This window comes from Bradyrhizobium sp. CCBAU 53340 (assembly GCF_015291645.1).
Classification (GTDB): domain Bacteria; phylum Pseudomonadota; class Alphaproteobacteria; order Rhizobiales; family Xanthobacteraceae; genus Bradyrhizobium.
Window position 1 is genome coordinate 4,062,624 of record NZ_CP030055.1, and the last position, 12,921, is coordinate 4,075,544.

Below are 12,921 nucleotides of genomic sequence, written 5' to 3' on the forward strand. Positions count from 1 at the left end.
ATGGCGCTCCAGCACGGCGGCTTCGATCTGATGTACATAGCCAAGCTGCTCGACGTCATCGACCGGTCGAAAGATCGCTGGCCCTACATCCATCGCAAGGCCGCCGACGAGCTGGCCAACATCGAACGCAATCTGGCGAGACCCGCAGATGGCTTCACAAAGAAAGTACAAGGTTCCTGAACCGGCCCCTGCCGAGGCAGCGGCGGTCCCGGATGCTGTGATCGCGGACGTACCGACACAGCCGCCGGTCGGCGATGACGCACTCCAGCGGGCCATTGCGGCCCAGCGGCGCGCCGAGGAGATGTCGCGCCAGCCGCCGCAGCAGCCATCGGTCGAGCAGTACGTCGATGCGATCCCCGGCATGAGCGCGCACTGGCGCGGCTTCTTCAAAGCTCATCCCGATCTGCTGTTCGGCGAACAGGCGCAGATCGTCGGGCAGGCCCACGCTATCGCCATCGACTCCGGCATGCGCGACGAGAGCCCCGAGATCGAACGCTTCCTGCTCTCGACAGTGGCAACAGAAATGGATGCGCGCCGGGAACGGCTCGCCAGCGCGGCCAGAGCAGTAACTGGCGCATCTGCCGCACCGATCACGCCCGAGCCGATTGTGAGAACGCCGCGCGTCCCGACCGCTGCGCCGGTCTCGCGAGATGTCCCCTCGGCATCGGGCGGTCGCCTCTCGGCACAAGGCCAGATCACCCTCAGTGTGGAGGAGAGGGAGGTCGCGCGCCGCTCGCGCTTGGATCTTCCGGCCGCCGAGGCCGAGAGGCTTTACGCAGCCAACAAGGCGCGCCTCGCTCGCATGAGACTTGATGGCACCTATCCACGATCAGGTGAGGGATAGGGAATGCGCTGGTCCGACGACACCGTGATCAACCGCTATGTCTGGCACTTGCTCTGCCGCCGCATCTGGCGGCGCTCGCCGTACGGCAGCTATCGCAGCAATCTCACCCGCGACGAGGTCATTGACGGGGTGCGAGACAGGTTCGGTGAGAAGGCCGCCGCCCAGATCGTGCTGTCGGTGCATTGAGATGCCGATCCCGACCCAAGCCGACCACAACATTGCCGCGATCCAGGACTTGGGCTCGGCCGTCGTGATGCGGCTGCAGATCATGCGCCGTGCAGGGCCGGGGCGCGGCCGAGCGGCCAAGAGCGCCATTGAGGCGCTGGCTGAGTTTGTCGTGGCGGTGAAGGCTTTCATCGATGCCGACGAATAGGAGCAGTGAGGTCTATTATCCGGGCCAACAGCAGACCCGCGACCGCAAGGAGCGGTTCAAGGAGCTGAATGACTTCGTCATGGCCAAGGGCGGCTGGATCACCAGCATCCCTGGCGCGGCGGAGGTCACGATGGAGTGCTTGCCGGGCTCGACGCTGCCGCATTCTCTTCAGGGTCTCGGCTACGACGTCGTCGAGATCGGTGAAGGCGTGCGCATCCTCACGAATGCCATCGTTGAGCACTTCGTGGTGGTTGTTGGCGCTGCGCTGGAGCCGCTCACCGCTGGGAGCACGAGGCCGGTGGCGCTTACCGTAACGCATGCGGGGGTCGCCAAGGTGCGGCGGTATGGGTTAAATCTCTACAGGGGTTCTTGAAGTTCTTGTTTACATTCCTTCCTCAGGAATGTGAAACTTAAGCGCGAACCCCCGCGACTGGAGAACCTCGTTGAACGCCAGCTCTGAGATTGCAGCCATTCACAATATCCAAGCAGCGTTTATGCAATTCGACCGGCGTGCCGAGAAAGTCTCGCAGGACATCCTCGCGAGAACATTCGTTGATGCTGAGCCGCTGTTCATCCAATTGTCGAGTCGCAATCACCAGGTTTTTTACGGCCGACGCGGAACTGGTAAGACCCATGCTCTAAAGTTCTTGGCCGAGTCGATCCGAGAAAAGGGGGAGAAGGCCATCTATATCGACCTTCGGTCGGTGGGCTCGAACGGCTCTATCTACTCGGATGGGAAGCGAAGTCTTTCGGAAAGAGCCGCGCGACTGGTCGTGGACGTGCTCGAGGCCATCGAACAGGAATTGATGGCGATTGCCGTCGAGCAGATTGACGGTGCACCTGATCCTACTCAGATCACCTTGCGGCTCGACGACCTCTCGGCGGCCATCCGTTCCGTCGAGGTTCGTGGAACCATCGAGCATGAGAACACGACGGCGACTGGTCAAGAGTCAGGGAAGTCGGGGTCCGCAAGATTGACCCCGCAGTCTGTGACCTTGGAAGTTGGGCTCAGCGACAAGGAGACTGCCAGTCGCTCGACACGGGTCAAGACGTCGGGTAGCGCCGAAATCAGCATTGACTTCGGCCCGTTACAAGGAGCCATGTCGGGGCTAATCGACGTACTGGGATCACCGACTGTCTGGCTGCTTATTGACGAATGGAGCGAAATTCCAATCGACCTTCAGCCTCATCTCGCGGACCTGATACGACGTACGGTGCTTCCTCAGCCTAAAATGGTGGCGAAGATCGCGGCCATTGAACATCGCTCGAAGTTTGCTGAACTCGGAGAAGGAGGATCGTACGTTGGCATCGAGATCGGAGCTGACGTAACCGCAGATATCAATCTCGACGACTTCGTAGTTTATGATGTTGACCAGCGGCGAGCGACGGAGTTCTTCAGAAATCTGCTGTTCAAACATTATGTCGTTAGCGAGAAAGCCGATCCCGCGTTGGACACGGCTGAGAAATTAATTTCAGCAGTTTTCACCCAGATCACCGCATTTCAGGAGTACGTCAGGGCCATTGAAGGCGTTCCCCGTGACGCCCTCAATTTGGCGGCGGCAATGGCCCGCATTGCCTATGGACGTCAGATCGCTGTAACCGACGTGCGAAAAGCGGCACGCGAATGGTATCAACAAGACAAGATGTCGGTGACGAAAAGTGCGCCACGTTTGGCTGACGTCCTCAATCATGTGATCACCGAAGTCATCGAAAACAGACGGACCCGCGCGTTCTTATTTCCAACCACCGCCCACTCTCCAGAGATCGACCGGTTATACGATGCTCGACTGCTGCACCTGCTAAAAAAGAGCATCTCATCGAATGATGAGCCGGGTAAACGATACGATGTGTACAAGATCGACTATGGTTGCTACGTCGATCTCATTTCGACTTCGCGAGCGCCAATGGGTCTGCTTGCCGGTGAGGAAGACGGAGCATTCGTGGACGTTCCGCCTGATGACTATCGTTCCATAAGACGTGCCATCCTTCGGCCGGAAGATATTGCCCCGGCACAATGATCCTGATCCGGGACATCGCTCTTGGGCCTCCGAACCGCTCCGCAAACGCCAATCTGGAGCATTCGTTCACCTTTGTTCCACGCATCCTGCGCTTCTACGGAACACAGGGCGAACTTCCTTTATGATGAGGATCTTAGGGAGCGATTTCCCAGTCACTTTGGGCCGAAAATGGATCGTTCGCTGAGGTTGTGCCCCCAGTGGCCGCAACAACCTTGGCGGATGGGCAAGGCAGAGCCAGAACGGCGCCTCCTGCGGGTTTGCGGGTTACAGCTCCCGAACCATCGCCGGATGGCTCCGGTTCTTCACCTTGACCCAGTGCTTCTGGCGCCCGCCCCGGTACGGCCGGTCTCGGTGCTTGGAGACGAGCCCCTCTAGTCCCATCCGGCAGGCAGCCCCGAAGAGATCGCTGCCGATGTCGCCGACCTCGAATGGCGCGACGAAAATGCCGTCCGGCCGACGCGCAAGCAGCCGTTCCAGATTGGTCTTGCGCAGGTGAAGCGGCAGCGGCCGGAGGTCGTCGCCATCCATCGCGAGGACGTCGAAGGCGTAGAGCTGGACCTCGTGGTCGTGCTTCCGGGAGTGCAGGGCGTTGAAGTCGGACACGCCATCGACCCCGAGCACGACGGCCTCGCCGTCGATGGCGAACTGCTTGGTCCGGTTCTTCAGTGCCGCTTCCACGATCCACGGGAACCGCTTGGTCCAGTCGTTGCCGCCGCGCGTGATCAGGCGCACGCGATCATTGTCGCGGATGACCAACAACCTGTAGCCGTCGTATTTGACCTCGTGGAGATAATCCGGGCCGGTCGGCACCGTCTTGGCCACGGTGGGCAGGCATAGCTCGAACGTGCTGCGCATGGACCGGAGATAGGCATCGCCGGGCCGCATCGGGAGTCAGGAACAAGTGGCAGGGTAGCGGGTTTTCGGGAGGCTCCGGCGTTCCCCCCGACACGGCCGGAGCACGTTAGACCCCACCGGCCCTGGCGCTCCCCCCGCGCTGGGGCCGCTTTTTGGGAAGCCGTCCGGCCGCGCTTGCTCAGGAACCAATGTTCACTTTGGTACTTAGATGCATCGCGACCAAAGGAGCAGGCACATGATAGACCATGAAGCTGTCGCAAAGCGGTATCGGGACCAAGCTGAGGAGTTCCGGGTCAAGTCTGAAATGATGAGGGACGAAAGCGCGCGCCGCCAGTACCTGAAAATAGCCGACGCTTTCGATGGCTTGGCCGACAATGAAGACATGCTCGCGCTGAAGAACAAGTACCCCTCCATTGGCAGCCAAATTCATTCAGGTGAATGCGGCGCGCCCTCTAGCCGCCCAACAAATCCGAGCCCGCCTGCGTCATCCGGATGAAGGCCCGGACTCGTGCAGTTCGATCCAGCCGCGCTTCCCTTGCGGCGCAATGCGGGCGCGGCAGTCAAAGTTGTATGGCCACCTTGCGGCAGATCAATTGTAGAATTGAAAACTGGCAGAGAGTTTGGTCTCCCATTCACGACTCTTGGTCGCCGATGCTGAACAACAGCGAAATGATGAGGTTGGCCAAGAAAATGCATGGCCGCTATGGCCATCTTGCCGAACAGGTCATGAACCAACGCGCCACCGAAAATCGCTCGGCTGGCGACGTGGAGGCCGCCGACCTCTGGACTCGGGTTGCTGCATTCATTCGCGCGATCAAGACCACGAACCAGCATCGCGAGCTGGCGAAGTCGTTTCGGCCAGCCTTTCAGGTCGCCCCCCATCCATACCTTCTGGTGTCACCCAACCTGGTCATCGCCGGTGCCAATGACGCCTACGTGGCGGGAACAGGGGCACGGCATTCCGATCTGATCGGCTGCGAGCTGTTCGATGCGTTTCCCGATAATCCCGCCGACCCGAACGCCAATGGCGTAAAGAACCTCAAGACGTCGCTGACGCGAGTACTCGATGCCGGTCTCCCGGACGTCATGGAGCGCCAACGCTACGACATCCCTCGGAGGGATGGCCTCTTTGAAGAACGTTGGTGGATGGTACAAAATCTTCCGGTCTTCGATGACGGGGGACGTCTCATATTTGTGCTCCATCATGTTCAAGACGTCACCGCGTCCATCAAGTCCACGCCGTTGTAAGGGAGCTTTTGCAGCGCACCGACCGGGTACTGCAGAAACAGGAGTAGCTTGGCACCTCCGCCGTGCGACTTACCGTCGCGACGTGGAGATTGAAACCGAAATGACTTCTGTCTAAATAGTCGCCATTACCTAATACCCGCCTTTGCTCAATCCGGTGCGGGTTAAACTCGCAAGCGGAATGACACCTTAGCGTGTTGCTGTTGCTTGTGGTGGCTAACTGCGCGCTTCTCTGTCGCGCCGGATGGTGCCGTACTCCTCGAAAAGGCCGCCAGCTTTGCGGCTCCTCTTTCATTCCGAAATCCAGCCTCGCATTGCGCATCGTAGTTGATCCGCATTGCGCGAGTACCCTCATCATGTCACCTACGACAAGCAAGATCGCACTGTTCATCGACGGTGCAAATCTCTACGCGGCGTCGAAGGCCCTTGGGTTCGACATAGACTACAAGCGGCTTTTGCAGGAGTTCGTGCGGCATGGGACGCTTCTCCGCGCGTTTTATTACACTGCGGTCATCGAGGACGAGGAGTTCTCTTCAATCCGCCCTTTGACCGATTGGCTGGACTACAACGGCTACACCGTTGTCACTAAGGCGATCAAATCATTCATCGACTCGGGTGGACGCCGCAAAATCAAGGGCAATATGGATATTGAACTTGCCGTTGATGCCCTGGAGCTTGCTCCTCACATCGACCGAATGGTCCTCTTCTCAGGCGATGGAGATTTCCGTTCACTCGTGGCTGCGATGCAGCGACGTGGGGTGCACGTTACTGTCGTTTCAACGATGAACAGCCAGCCACCGATGATTGCAGATGAACTTCGCCGACAGGCCGATGTTTTTACCGACATTGCAGATTTACGGCCCGGCATCAGCCGCGATATCCCCAACAGGGGGAGGCCCTCTGACGCGGACAGGCTATAGGGGCCGGTTGCTCACCTTGCGGCGCATCTGATGACAGTAGCTCTCCACGAACTGGGCGAGCGACTCGAAATTGACAAGCACTCGTTCGGCCTGCACCCAGTCGTCGGAGTCCGGATTAAACGAGTCCATCAAGCGTCGTTGGCGATCTGCGCGCGCCCGGCATGTTGCGGCTCTGCTTTCCACGAACTCAAGTTGCTCGTAGTCGTGGCCCAGCTTGTCCTCTTCCTCGATCAACAGCGTGGTGATCGTTGATCTGGTTGGGCTGGGAACGTCGCCGTCCTTCAACAGCTCCAGATAGTGATCGATATTCGCGCGCGCGATGAACCTCTCCATAGAGGCAATCCTCCCCCTTTGGGCGCTGGCAGGTTCCATCCTGCGCCGGGATCGCGACAAATACGAGTCAGTCGGTTGGCTTGGATATCCCAGACCGGTGCTACCCGGGTGCTACCCACGAAGGAGATTTGGGTAGCAGTAATTCCGTCATTCTGAACTATCTATTGATTTTGCTAGGTTTTTTGGTGAGCGCGCTGGGGCTCGAACCCAGGACCCCGTGATTAAAAGTCACGTGCTCTACCGGCTGAGCTACGCGCTCCCATGGCCGCTGATGGCTTGAACTCGATCGCCATCGTCTTCGGACATTCGAGAAGCATGTCTTGCCGCTACGCTGAAGGCTTGCGCTGCGGGGAAAACCGGCTGTTTCCGGATCATGCTTTCGGCCCGCGCTGTGTAGGGGGATGGGACGCCGAGGTCAATAGCGGGCACGGTTGCTGAAGATCGCGCCAGGGGTAGGGATTTGCCCGACGTATCCGCTGCTTAGATCGGGATTTTAAACCGGATTGGCCGCGGTCCATCCACGCCGAAGAGTGGAGGGCTCGTTGGAAATGCTGATCCCCGGGGGGCGTTGGGCGAGGAGGCCCAGCGCCCGGCAGGATCAGTTCGCCTCCCGCCGCACCTCGCTCGGCACCGGCTGGGCGGTGCCGCCGGGCGCCGGCAGGGCGACGGGCCGCAGGCCGATCAGCTCGGCGGTACGGATCGCGCTGTCGCGCCAGAACTGGAACGAGTTGATGCGGCTAAGCTCGAGGATCGCGATCGCGACCGCAGCGAGGAACGGCAGGCTCTGCAGCACCAGGACGCCGGCGAAGATGTAGATCTCGGTGATCTGGCGGAAAGAGTTGGAGGCGATCAGCACGCCGGCGCCGATCAGGAGCAGGGTGCCGATCACGGCCTCCCAGAACGCCTGGAATTCGATCGACATCCTGCTCAGGCCGCCCTTGGAGGTGCGCGCGAAGGCGATGTGCTCGGTGATCAGGCCCTGCGCGACCGCGCGCGACACCGTCCATTGCACGCTCATCGCGGCGATCATGGCGCCCAGCATCTGGCCGGGCTTGATCGCGACGCGGGCGCGGTACATCGACAGGAAGTGCGCGAGCGAGACGACGAAGGCGCCGATGATCGGCAGCGTCAGGATCTTGTCGGGGATGGCGATGTCGGCAAACGCGACGATCGGCACCCACACGAGATTGAGCAGCGCCACGACCACACCGAGGCTTTCGGCGCCCAGCCAGTTCAGCCAGCCGAGGCCGTATTCGCGCTTCTGGTCGGGCGTCAGCCGGCTCTTGCCGGGCAGGAACTGCCGCCAGTGCTTCTTGACGATCTGCAGGCCGCCATAGGCCCAGCGGTGACGCTGCTTCTTGAAGGCCTCGTAGGTGTCGGGCAGCAGCCCCTTGCCGTAACGGTGATTGGTGTAATGCGTGGTCCAGCCGAGCTCCTGGATCGCAAGGCCGAGATCGGAGTCCTCGCAGATCGTGTCGCTCGACCAGCCGCCGGCCATGTCCATCGCGGCACGGCGGATCAGGCACATCGTGCCGTGCACGATGACGGCGTTGAGCTCGTTGCGCTGGACCATGCCGATGTCGAAGAAGCCGGCATATTCGCCGTTCATGATGTAGTGCATGATCGACAGGTCGCCGTCGCGATGCTCCTGCGGCGCCTGCACCAGGCCAACGCGCGGATCGGCGAAAGCCGGCACGAGGTCCTTCAGCCAGTCCGGCTCGACCACATAGTCGGCATCAAGGATGCCGATGATCTCGGCATCGACGGCGGTGCGGTCCATCGCGATCCGGAGAGCGCCGGCCTTGAAACCCTGCACCTTCTCGGCGTTGATGAACTTGAAGCGTTCACCGAGCGCGCGGCAGTGATCCTGGATCGGCTGCCAGAACGCGGGATCCGGCGTGTTGTTGATGATGACCACGCATTCGTAGTTGGGATAGTCGAGCCGCGACAGCGCATCGAGCGTCTGCTTCAGCATCTCGACCGGCTCGAAATACGCCGGAATGTGGATCGAGACCTTGGGGTAGTAATTCTCGGGCACGCCGGCGATCGCCTTGCCCTTGGACAGCAGCCGTTGCGGTGGCCGGCCGAAGGCAACAGCCGCGATCTCGTCGATGCGGGCCATCGCGATCAACACCAGCGGCACAAGCAGGATCATGCCGAGCGTCAGAGCAAAGGCCGAGCCGAAGATGAAATAGTGCCCGTTCCAGAACGCGAACACGGTCGCGGCCCAGGCGCCGACGCCGTTGGCGGCGGCCGACAGCACGAACGCCTGTTTCGCGGTCGGCTGCTCCAGCCGCAGGATCGGCAGCGACAGCAGAATGCCGACCAGGAGCGCGATCGTCATCAGCTTCCAGTAATCGGGGTTCTCGACCGGGCCGGTCCAGGCGAATTTCGGCTCGCGGCTGGCGTTGAGGATGCCCCAGTACGGACCGACGCCGCCTTCAAAATACTTCCAGGGCTGATCGATCGCCTCGACGATGTTGTATTCCATGCCGATCGCTTCGGCGCGGCTGACGAAATTGCGCAAGGTCAGCGCCTGCTGGAACGGACCGGGGTCGGCATTGCGTAGATTGTAGCCCGCGCTCGGCCAGCCGAACTCGGCGATCACGATGCGCTTGCCCGGGAACTGATTGCGCAACAGGTTGTAGCGGTCGACAGCCTGGTCGACGGCTTGGTCGGAGCGGAAATTTTCCCAATAGGGCAGGACGTGGGCGGCGATGAAATCGACGTTGGAGCCGAGGTCGGGATTATCGCGCCAGATGTTCCAGATCTCGCCGGTGGTGACGGGCACGCGCACCGCGCTCTTCACCTTCTTGATCATCTCGATGAGGTCTTCGACCTTCTGCTCGCCGCGGTAGATCACCTCGTTGCCGACGACGACGCCGTTGACGTTGCTGTTCTTGCGGGCGAGCTCGATCGCGGCCTTGATCTCGCGCTCGTTGCGGTCAGGGTCCTTGTCGATCCAGGCGCCGACAGTGACCTTGAGGCCGAACTCGGCAGCGATCGGCGGCACCAGTTCCACGCCGCCCGTCGACGAATAGAGGCGGATCGCGCGCGTCATCGTCGACAGCGTCTTCAGGTCAGAGCGGATTTTCTCGATGGTCGGGATGTTGTCGATATCAGGGTGGGCCGAGCCTTCGAACGGCGCATAGGAAACGCTGGGCAACAGGCCCTTGAAATCAGGCGCGGGTTCCCGGTCGCGCAGCACTCCCCAGATTCCGGCGTGGAGGACGGACACGAGCAACAGAACGGCGGCGACAACGCGCATCGCGGCTAAACCAAAAGGGGCTGAGGGGGCAGGGAAGCGGATCCGACCCCGAGATCCGACCAAGTCCGCGGCAAATGGAGCATACCTCCGCCGCGCGGTTTCTCAACTGTCATGCCCTCATGTCCTTATGAGGGCACGGCCTTTTTGGAGAACGCGGCAGTGCCAACCCCAGCTATCGCCGATCGTTCCTGAACGACAGGTGAAACGACCCGCGGCTATTTCTGGGGCGCGGGCGAGGGGCTTGCCGCAGGCGCCGGGCTCGCGGCCGGCTGAGGGCCCGGCGCTGCGCCACTGGTCTGGGCCGCCGGCTGCGAGGCTGCTGCCGCCGCCTGTTGCGGCTGGGCGGCCGGATTGATCCAGCAGGCATGGACGCGGCTGTCCAGGGTCTCGGCGACCTTCGGATCGATCTGCGCGCCGAAGCGGGTTAGGCAGCGGAACGCAGCCTGGATGTGGCCGCCGGGGCAGCCGAAGCGGTCATAAAGGTCGAGATGGCGGAACGCGGTATCGAGGTCATCCCGCCACATCAGCCGCACCACACGCCGCCCGAGCCAGACGCATTCGGGATTGCCGGCCGGGCCATTGATGGCCTGGGCGGCCTCGGCGAATTCGTCGGTGCGGCGCTGGTTCTGAGCGGTGGCTTCCTTGGCGGCGTCGGCGGGCTGGGCGGCGGTCTTGCCCTGGTCGGGGGCGGGCGTGCCGCTCTGGGCGGAAGTACCACTGAAGCTGGCCAGGAGGACAAGGGAGGAGACGGCCAAGGTGGCGGCGAACTGCCGCAGGACCGTATTTCTTAACTCGAACACCCGTCGCCGCATGAATTCCCCAATTTCTTAATGACCGCCCGCGGAGAGGGACCTCGCGGACGCGTCGGTGATGGCGTCCAAATGGGTCTCCAATGCGGCGGAAAAGCCCTGGGGAATGCCATGACCTGTATTTGGATTTTTGTCCAGCAAAGTCACGATCCTATGGGATGGTCGAACGGCCGCAGGTTAATTCGCAAGGGGGAGATGGCGCGGCGAGCGCCGCGCCCCCCTTGGCAGATGGCGTGCGAGCAGGTAATCGACGGACCCTTCGCGGAGGACGGAACCGATTTCTCTTCGTACGCCACTGGCGCTCCTGCTCGTGTCCCTGGGTGTAATTGCTGCCGTGTGGTGGTGGCTGGCCACGCCAATCACGCTTGCACGCGCGCCCATCGATCCCAATGACAAGGTTCAATGCGTCTCCTACGCGCCGTTCCGCGGCGAGCAGACGCCGCTGAACGAATGGACTCACATCGAGGCCGACCAGATCGAGCGGGACCTGCGCCAGCTCAAAGAGATCACCGACTGCGTCCGCACCTACTCCATTGAAAATGGTCTCGACCAGGTGCCTTCGGTCGCGACCAAGGTCGGCGGACTGAAGGTGATCCAGGGCATCTGGCTCGGCAGCAACCGCGCCAAGAATTTCGCGCAAGTTGCGACCGCAATCCGCCTCACCAAGGAGTTCCCCGAAACCATCTCCGCCCTTGTCGTCGGCAACGAGGTGCTGCTGCGCGGGGAGATGACGACACAGGATCTCATCGCGATCATCCGTTCGGTGAAGGCGCAGGTCACCGTGCCCATAACCTATGCCGACGTCTGGGAGTACTGGCTGAAGAACCGCGAGGTCTATGACGCCGTCGACTTCGTCACCATTCACATCCTGCCCTATTGGGAGGACATGCCGGTGAAGGCGAAATTCGCCTCGTCCCATGTCGAGGCGATCCGCGAGCGGATGGCGGTGGCGTTTCCCGGCAAGGAGATCCTGATCGGCGAGACCGGCTGGCCGAGCGAAGGTCGCATGCGCGAGGGCGCGCTGCCGTCCCGCACCAACCAGGCGCGCGTGGTCTCGGAGATTCTGGCGCTCGCGAAGGCGCAGAAATTTCGCGTCAACCTGATCGAGGCCTATGACCAGCCGTGGAAGCGGCGGCTCGAAGGCACCGTCGGCGGCTATTGGGGCCTGCTCGATTCCGTGCGGCGTCAGCTGAAATATCCGCCCGGCGAGCCGATCAGCAATTTCCCGTTCTGGAAATGGTACATGGGCGCGGGCATGGGCCTCAGCGTGCTGGTGTTCGCGGTCGCCCTCATCACCCTGCGCCGCCGGCCCTGGACGCCGCGCTTCTCGGCCTGGCTCGCTGTCGGCATCTCCGCGACGTCGGCGGGCATCCTGCTCGGGATTGGCGCCGACAAGATGTATTACGAGAGCTACGGCTGGGGTGGCTGGCTGCAATGGGGCGTGCTGCTGCTCGCCGGCATCCTCTCGCCGATCTTCTGCGCGCAGGCGCTCGTCATCGGCCGCAGCCTGCCGACTTTCCTCGACCTGCTCGGCCCGCGCGAGGGCCGGAAATGGTCAAAGCTCTCCGCCGTGCTTTGCCTGACCCTGGCGGCGACGGCGGTGATCGCGGCCGAGACCGCGCTCGGCTTCGTGTTCGATCCGCGCTACCGCGACTTCCCCTATGCCTCGCTGACGATGGCGGTGGTGCCGTTCGCGCTGCTCATGCTGAACCGGCCGCAGATCGGCGTGCGGCCGATCGCGGAAGCGGTGTTCGCAGGGCTGCTGGCTGTATCGGCGGTCTACGTGATCCTGAACGAAGGCCGCGACAATTGGCAGGCGATGTGGACCTGCGCGATCTATCTCTTGTTCGCGCTCACGCTGTGGCGGGCGCGGGCCGAGCAAAGCCAAGGATGAGCAGGCCGATCGCAAGGCCCGCCAGCACGATGTTGTAGAGCACGATGCCGAGGCCCGCTGCGACCACGCCGAGCGTGAGCAGCACGATCGAGGGCCGCATCAGGTTCAGCGTCGCGATCACAAGCGCGACGATGCCGAACACCGAATTCTTGAACAGCGACGTCGACACCGAGCGCGCCTTGCAGATCATGGTCTGCAGGCCGGCATCGCAGGCCAGCGCCACCTGCGAGAATTCGATCCCGAGATAGCGCACATAGAGCGCCCAGCCGACGGTGACGAAACCGACGACGATGAGAAACTGCACCTGATAGGGCGAGAGACGGAAAGGCTTCTTTGTCATGCGGCGCAATATGGTCGGGATG

15 protein-coding genes and 1 tRNA gene are annotated in these 12,921 nt (G+C 61.8%); 9 read left to right on the forward strand and 7 right to left on the reverse strand.

Annotated features, from left to right (window positions below; translation table 11 throughout):
• From XH89_RS19305 to XH89_RS19330, 6 genes are all read left to right on the forward strand, one after another.
• Positions 1-180: a hypothetical protein gene (locus XH89_RS19305; protein ID WP_194462049.1), complete on the forward strand. Its 180-nt coding sequence runs from the start codon at positions 1-3 to the stop codon at positions 178-180.
• The gene (locus XH89_RS19310; RefSeq protein ID WP_194462050.1) at positions 149-844 is read left to right on the forward strand and encodes a hypothetical protein; all 696 of its coding nucleotides are present in this window, start codon (positions 149-151) and stop codon (positions 842-844) included. Before XH89_RS19305 ends, XH89_RS19310 begins: the two co-directional genes overlap by 32 nt.
• A gap of 3 nt (positions 845-847) precedes the next feature.
• A complete protein-coding gene (locus tag XH89_RS19315; protein ID WP_194462051.1) occupies positions 848-1,030 on the forward strand; it encodes a hypothetical protein in 183 nt (60 codons plus the stop codon).
• A 1-nt stretch (position 1,031) separates the two neighbouring features.
• Entirely contained in the window at positions 1,032-1,217 is a 186-nt protein-coding gene (locus tag XH89_RS19320; RefSeq protein ID WP_194462052.1) for a hypothetical protein, read from the forward strand.
• Positions 1,204-1,590: a hypothetical protein gene (locus tag XH89_RS19325; protein WP_194462053.1), complete on the forward strand. Its 387-nt coding sequence runs from the start codon at positions 1,204-1,206 to the stop codon at positions 1,588-1,590. Before XH89_RS19320 ends, XH89_RS19325 begins: the two co-directional genes overlap by 14 nt.
• 70 nt (positions 1,591-1,660) lie before the next feature.
• On the forward strand, positions 1,661-3,235 hold the full coding sequence (locus tag XH89_RS19330) for an ATP-binding protein (protein ID WP_246767560.1): 1,575 nt from the start codon (positions 1,661-1,663) through the stop codon (positions 3,233-3,235).
• A 264-nt stretch (positions 3,236-3,499) separates the two neighbouring features.
• Here XH89_RS19330 and XH89_RS19335 read toward each other — a convergent pair whose 3' ends face one another.
• Positions 3,500-4,090 carry an RNA ligase family protein gene (locus XH89_RS19335; protein ID WP_194462054.1) on the reverse strand — a complete coding sequence of 197 codons (591 nt, stop codon included), beginning with the start codon at positions 4,088-4,090 and terminating at the stop codon, positions 3,500-3,502.
• Between the two features lie 178 nt (positions 4,091-4,268).
• On the reverse strand, positions 4,269-4,520 hold the full coding sequence (locus XH89_RS19340) for a hypothetical protein (protein ID WP_194462055.1): 252 nt from the start codon (positions 4,518-4,520) through the stop codon (positions 4,269-4,271).
• A gap of 221 nt (positions 4,521-4,741) precedes the next feature.
• Here XH89_RS19340 and XH89_RS19345 point away from each other — a divergent pair, with 221 nt between their 5' ends.
• Together XH89_RS19345 and XH89_RS19350 are read left to right on the forward strand one after the other, a co-directional pair.
• Positions 4,742-5,338: a PAS domain-containing protein gene (locus XH89_RS19345; RefSeq protein ID WP_194462056.1), complete on the forward strand. Its 597-nt coding sequence runs from the start codon at positions 4,742-4,744 to the stop codon at positions 5,336-5,338.
• A 353-nt stretch (positions 5,339-5,691) separates the two neighbouring features.
• Positions 5,692-6,255: an NYN domain-containing protein gene (locus XH89_RS19350; RefSeq protein ID WP_194468548.1), complete on the forward strand. Its 564-nt coding sequence runs from the start codon at positions 5,692-5,694 to the stop codon at positions 6,253-6,255.
• Here XH89_RS19350 and XH89_RS19355 read toward each other — a convergent pair.
• The 4 genes from XH89_RS19355 to XH89_RS19370 all read right to left on the reverse strand — a co-directional run bounded on the left by XH89_RS19355 (position 6,250) and on the right by XH89_RS19370 (position 10,668).
• On the reverse strand, positions 6,250-6,588 hold the full coding sequence (locus XH89_RS19355) for a hypothetical protein (RefSeq protein ID WP_194462057.1): 339 nt from the start codon (positions 6,586-6,588) through the stop codon (positions 6,250-6,252). The two genes, XH89_RS19350 and XH89_RS19355, sit on opposite strands and share 6 nt — an antisense overlap.
• A gap of 183 nt (positions 6,589-6,771) precedes the next feature.
• Positions 6,772-6,847 (reverse strand) — tRNA-Lys (locus tag XH89_RS19360).
• Positions 6,848-7,186: 339 nt separating this feature from the next.
• Entirely contained in the window at positions 7,187-9,856 is a 2,670-nt protein-coding gene (locus XH89_RS19365; protein ID WP_194462058.1) for a glycosyltransferase, read from the reverse strand.
• 215 nt (positions 9,857-10,071) lie between these two features.
• A complete protein-coding gene (locus XH89_RS19370; RefSeq protein ID WP_194462059.1) occupies positions 10,072-10,668 on the reverse strand; it encodes a beta-1-3, beta-1-6-glucan biosynthesis protein in 597 nt (198 codons plus the stop codon).
• A 313-nt stretch (positions 10,669-10,981) separates the two neighbouring features.
• Here XH89_RS19370 and XH89_RS19375 point away from each other — a divergent pair, with 313 nt between their 5' ends.
• Entirely contained in the window at positions 10,982-12,559 is a 1,578-nt protein-coding gene (locus XH89_RS19375) for a beta-(1-6) glucans synthase (protein WP_246767894.1), read from the forward strand.
• On the opposite strand, the gene XH89_RS19380 is transcribed toward XH89_RS19375, so the two are convergent.
• Positions 12,519-12,899, reverse strand: coding sequence for a hypothetical protein (locus XH89_RS19380; RefSeq protein WP_194462060.1), 381 nt, complete (start codon positions 12,897-12,899; stop codon positions 12,519-12,521). The genes XH89_RS19375 and XH89_RS19380 overlap by 41 nt on opposite strands.
• Positions 12,900-12,921 lie beyond the last annotated feature (22 nt).

Excerpts from the sequence above, each read along its gene's own strand:
- XH89_RS19305 (WP_194462049.1), top strand. The coding sequence starts at position 1 with ATGGCGCTCCAGCACGGCGGCTTCGATCTGATGTACATAGCCAAGCTG.
- XH89_RS19310 (WP_194462050.1), top strand. The coding sequence starts at position 149 with ATGGCTTCACAAAGAAAGTACAAGGTTCCTGAACCGGCCCCTGCCGAG.
- XH89_RS19315 (WP_194462051.1), top strand. The coding sequence starts at position 848 with ATGCGCTGGTCCGACGACACCGTGATCAACCGCTATGTCTGGCACTTG.
- XH89_RS19320 (WP_194462052.1), top strand. The coding sequence starts at position 1,032 with ATGCCGATCCCGACCCAAGCCGACCACAACATTGCCGCGATCCAGGAC.
- XH89_RS19325 (WP_194462053.1), top strand. The coding sequence starts at position 1,204 with ATGCCGACGAATAGGAGCAGTGAGGTCTATTATCCGGGCCAACAGCAG.
- XH89_RS19335 (WP_194462054.1), bottom strand. The coding sequence starts at position 4,090 with ATGCGCAGCACGTTCGAGCTATGCCTGCCCACCGTGGCCAAGACGGTG.
- XH89_RS19340 (WP_194462055.1), bottom strand. The coding sequence starts at position 4,520 with ATGAATTTGGCTGCCAATGGAGGGGTACTTGTTCTTCAGCGCGAGCAT.
- XH89_RS19345 (WP_194462056.1), top strand. The coding sequence starts at position 4,742 with ATGCTGAACAACAGCGAAATGATGAGGTTGGCCAAGAAAATGCATGGC.
- XH89_RS19350 (WP_194468548.1), top strand. The coding sequence starts at position 5,692 with ATGTCACCTACGACAAGCAAGATCGCACTGTTCATCGACGGTGCAAAT.
- XH89_RS19355 (WP_194462057.1), bottom strand. The coding sequence starts at position 6,588 with ATGGAGAGGTTCATCGCGCGCGCGAATATCGATCACTATCTGGAGCTG.
- XH89_RS19365 (WP_194462058.1), bottom strand. The coding sequence starts at position 9,856 with ATGCGCGTTGTCGCCGCCGTTCTGTTGCTCGTGTCCGTCCTCCACGCC.
- XH89_RS19370 (WP_194462059.1), bottom strand. The coding sequence starts at position 10,668 with ATGCGGCGACGGGTGTTCGAGTTAAGAAATACGGTCCTGCGGCAGTTC.
- XH89_RS19380 (WP_194462060.1), bottom strand. The coding sequence starts at position 12,899 with ATGACAAAGAAGCCTTTCCGTCTCTCGCCCTATCAGGTGCAGTTTCTC.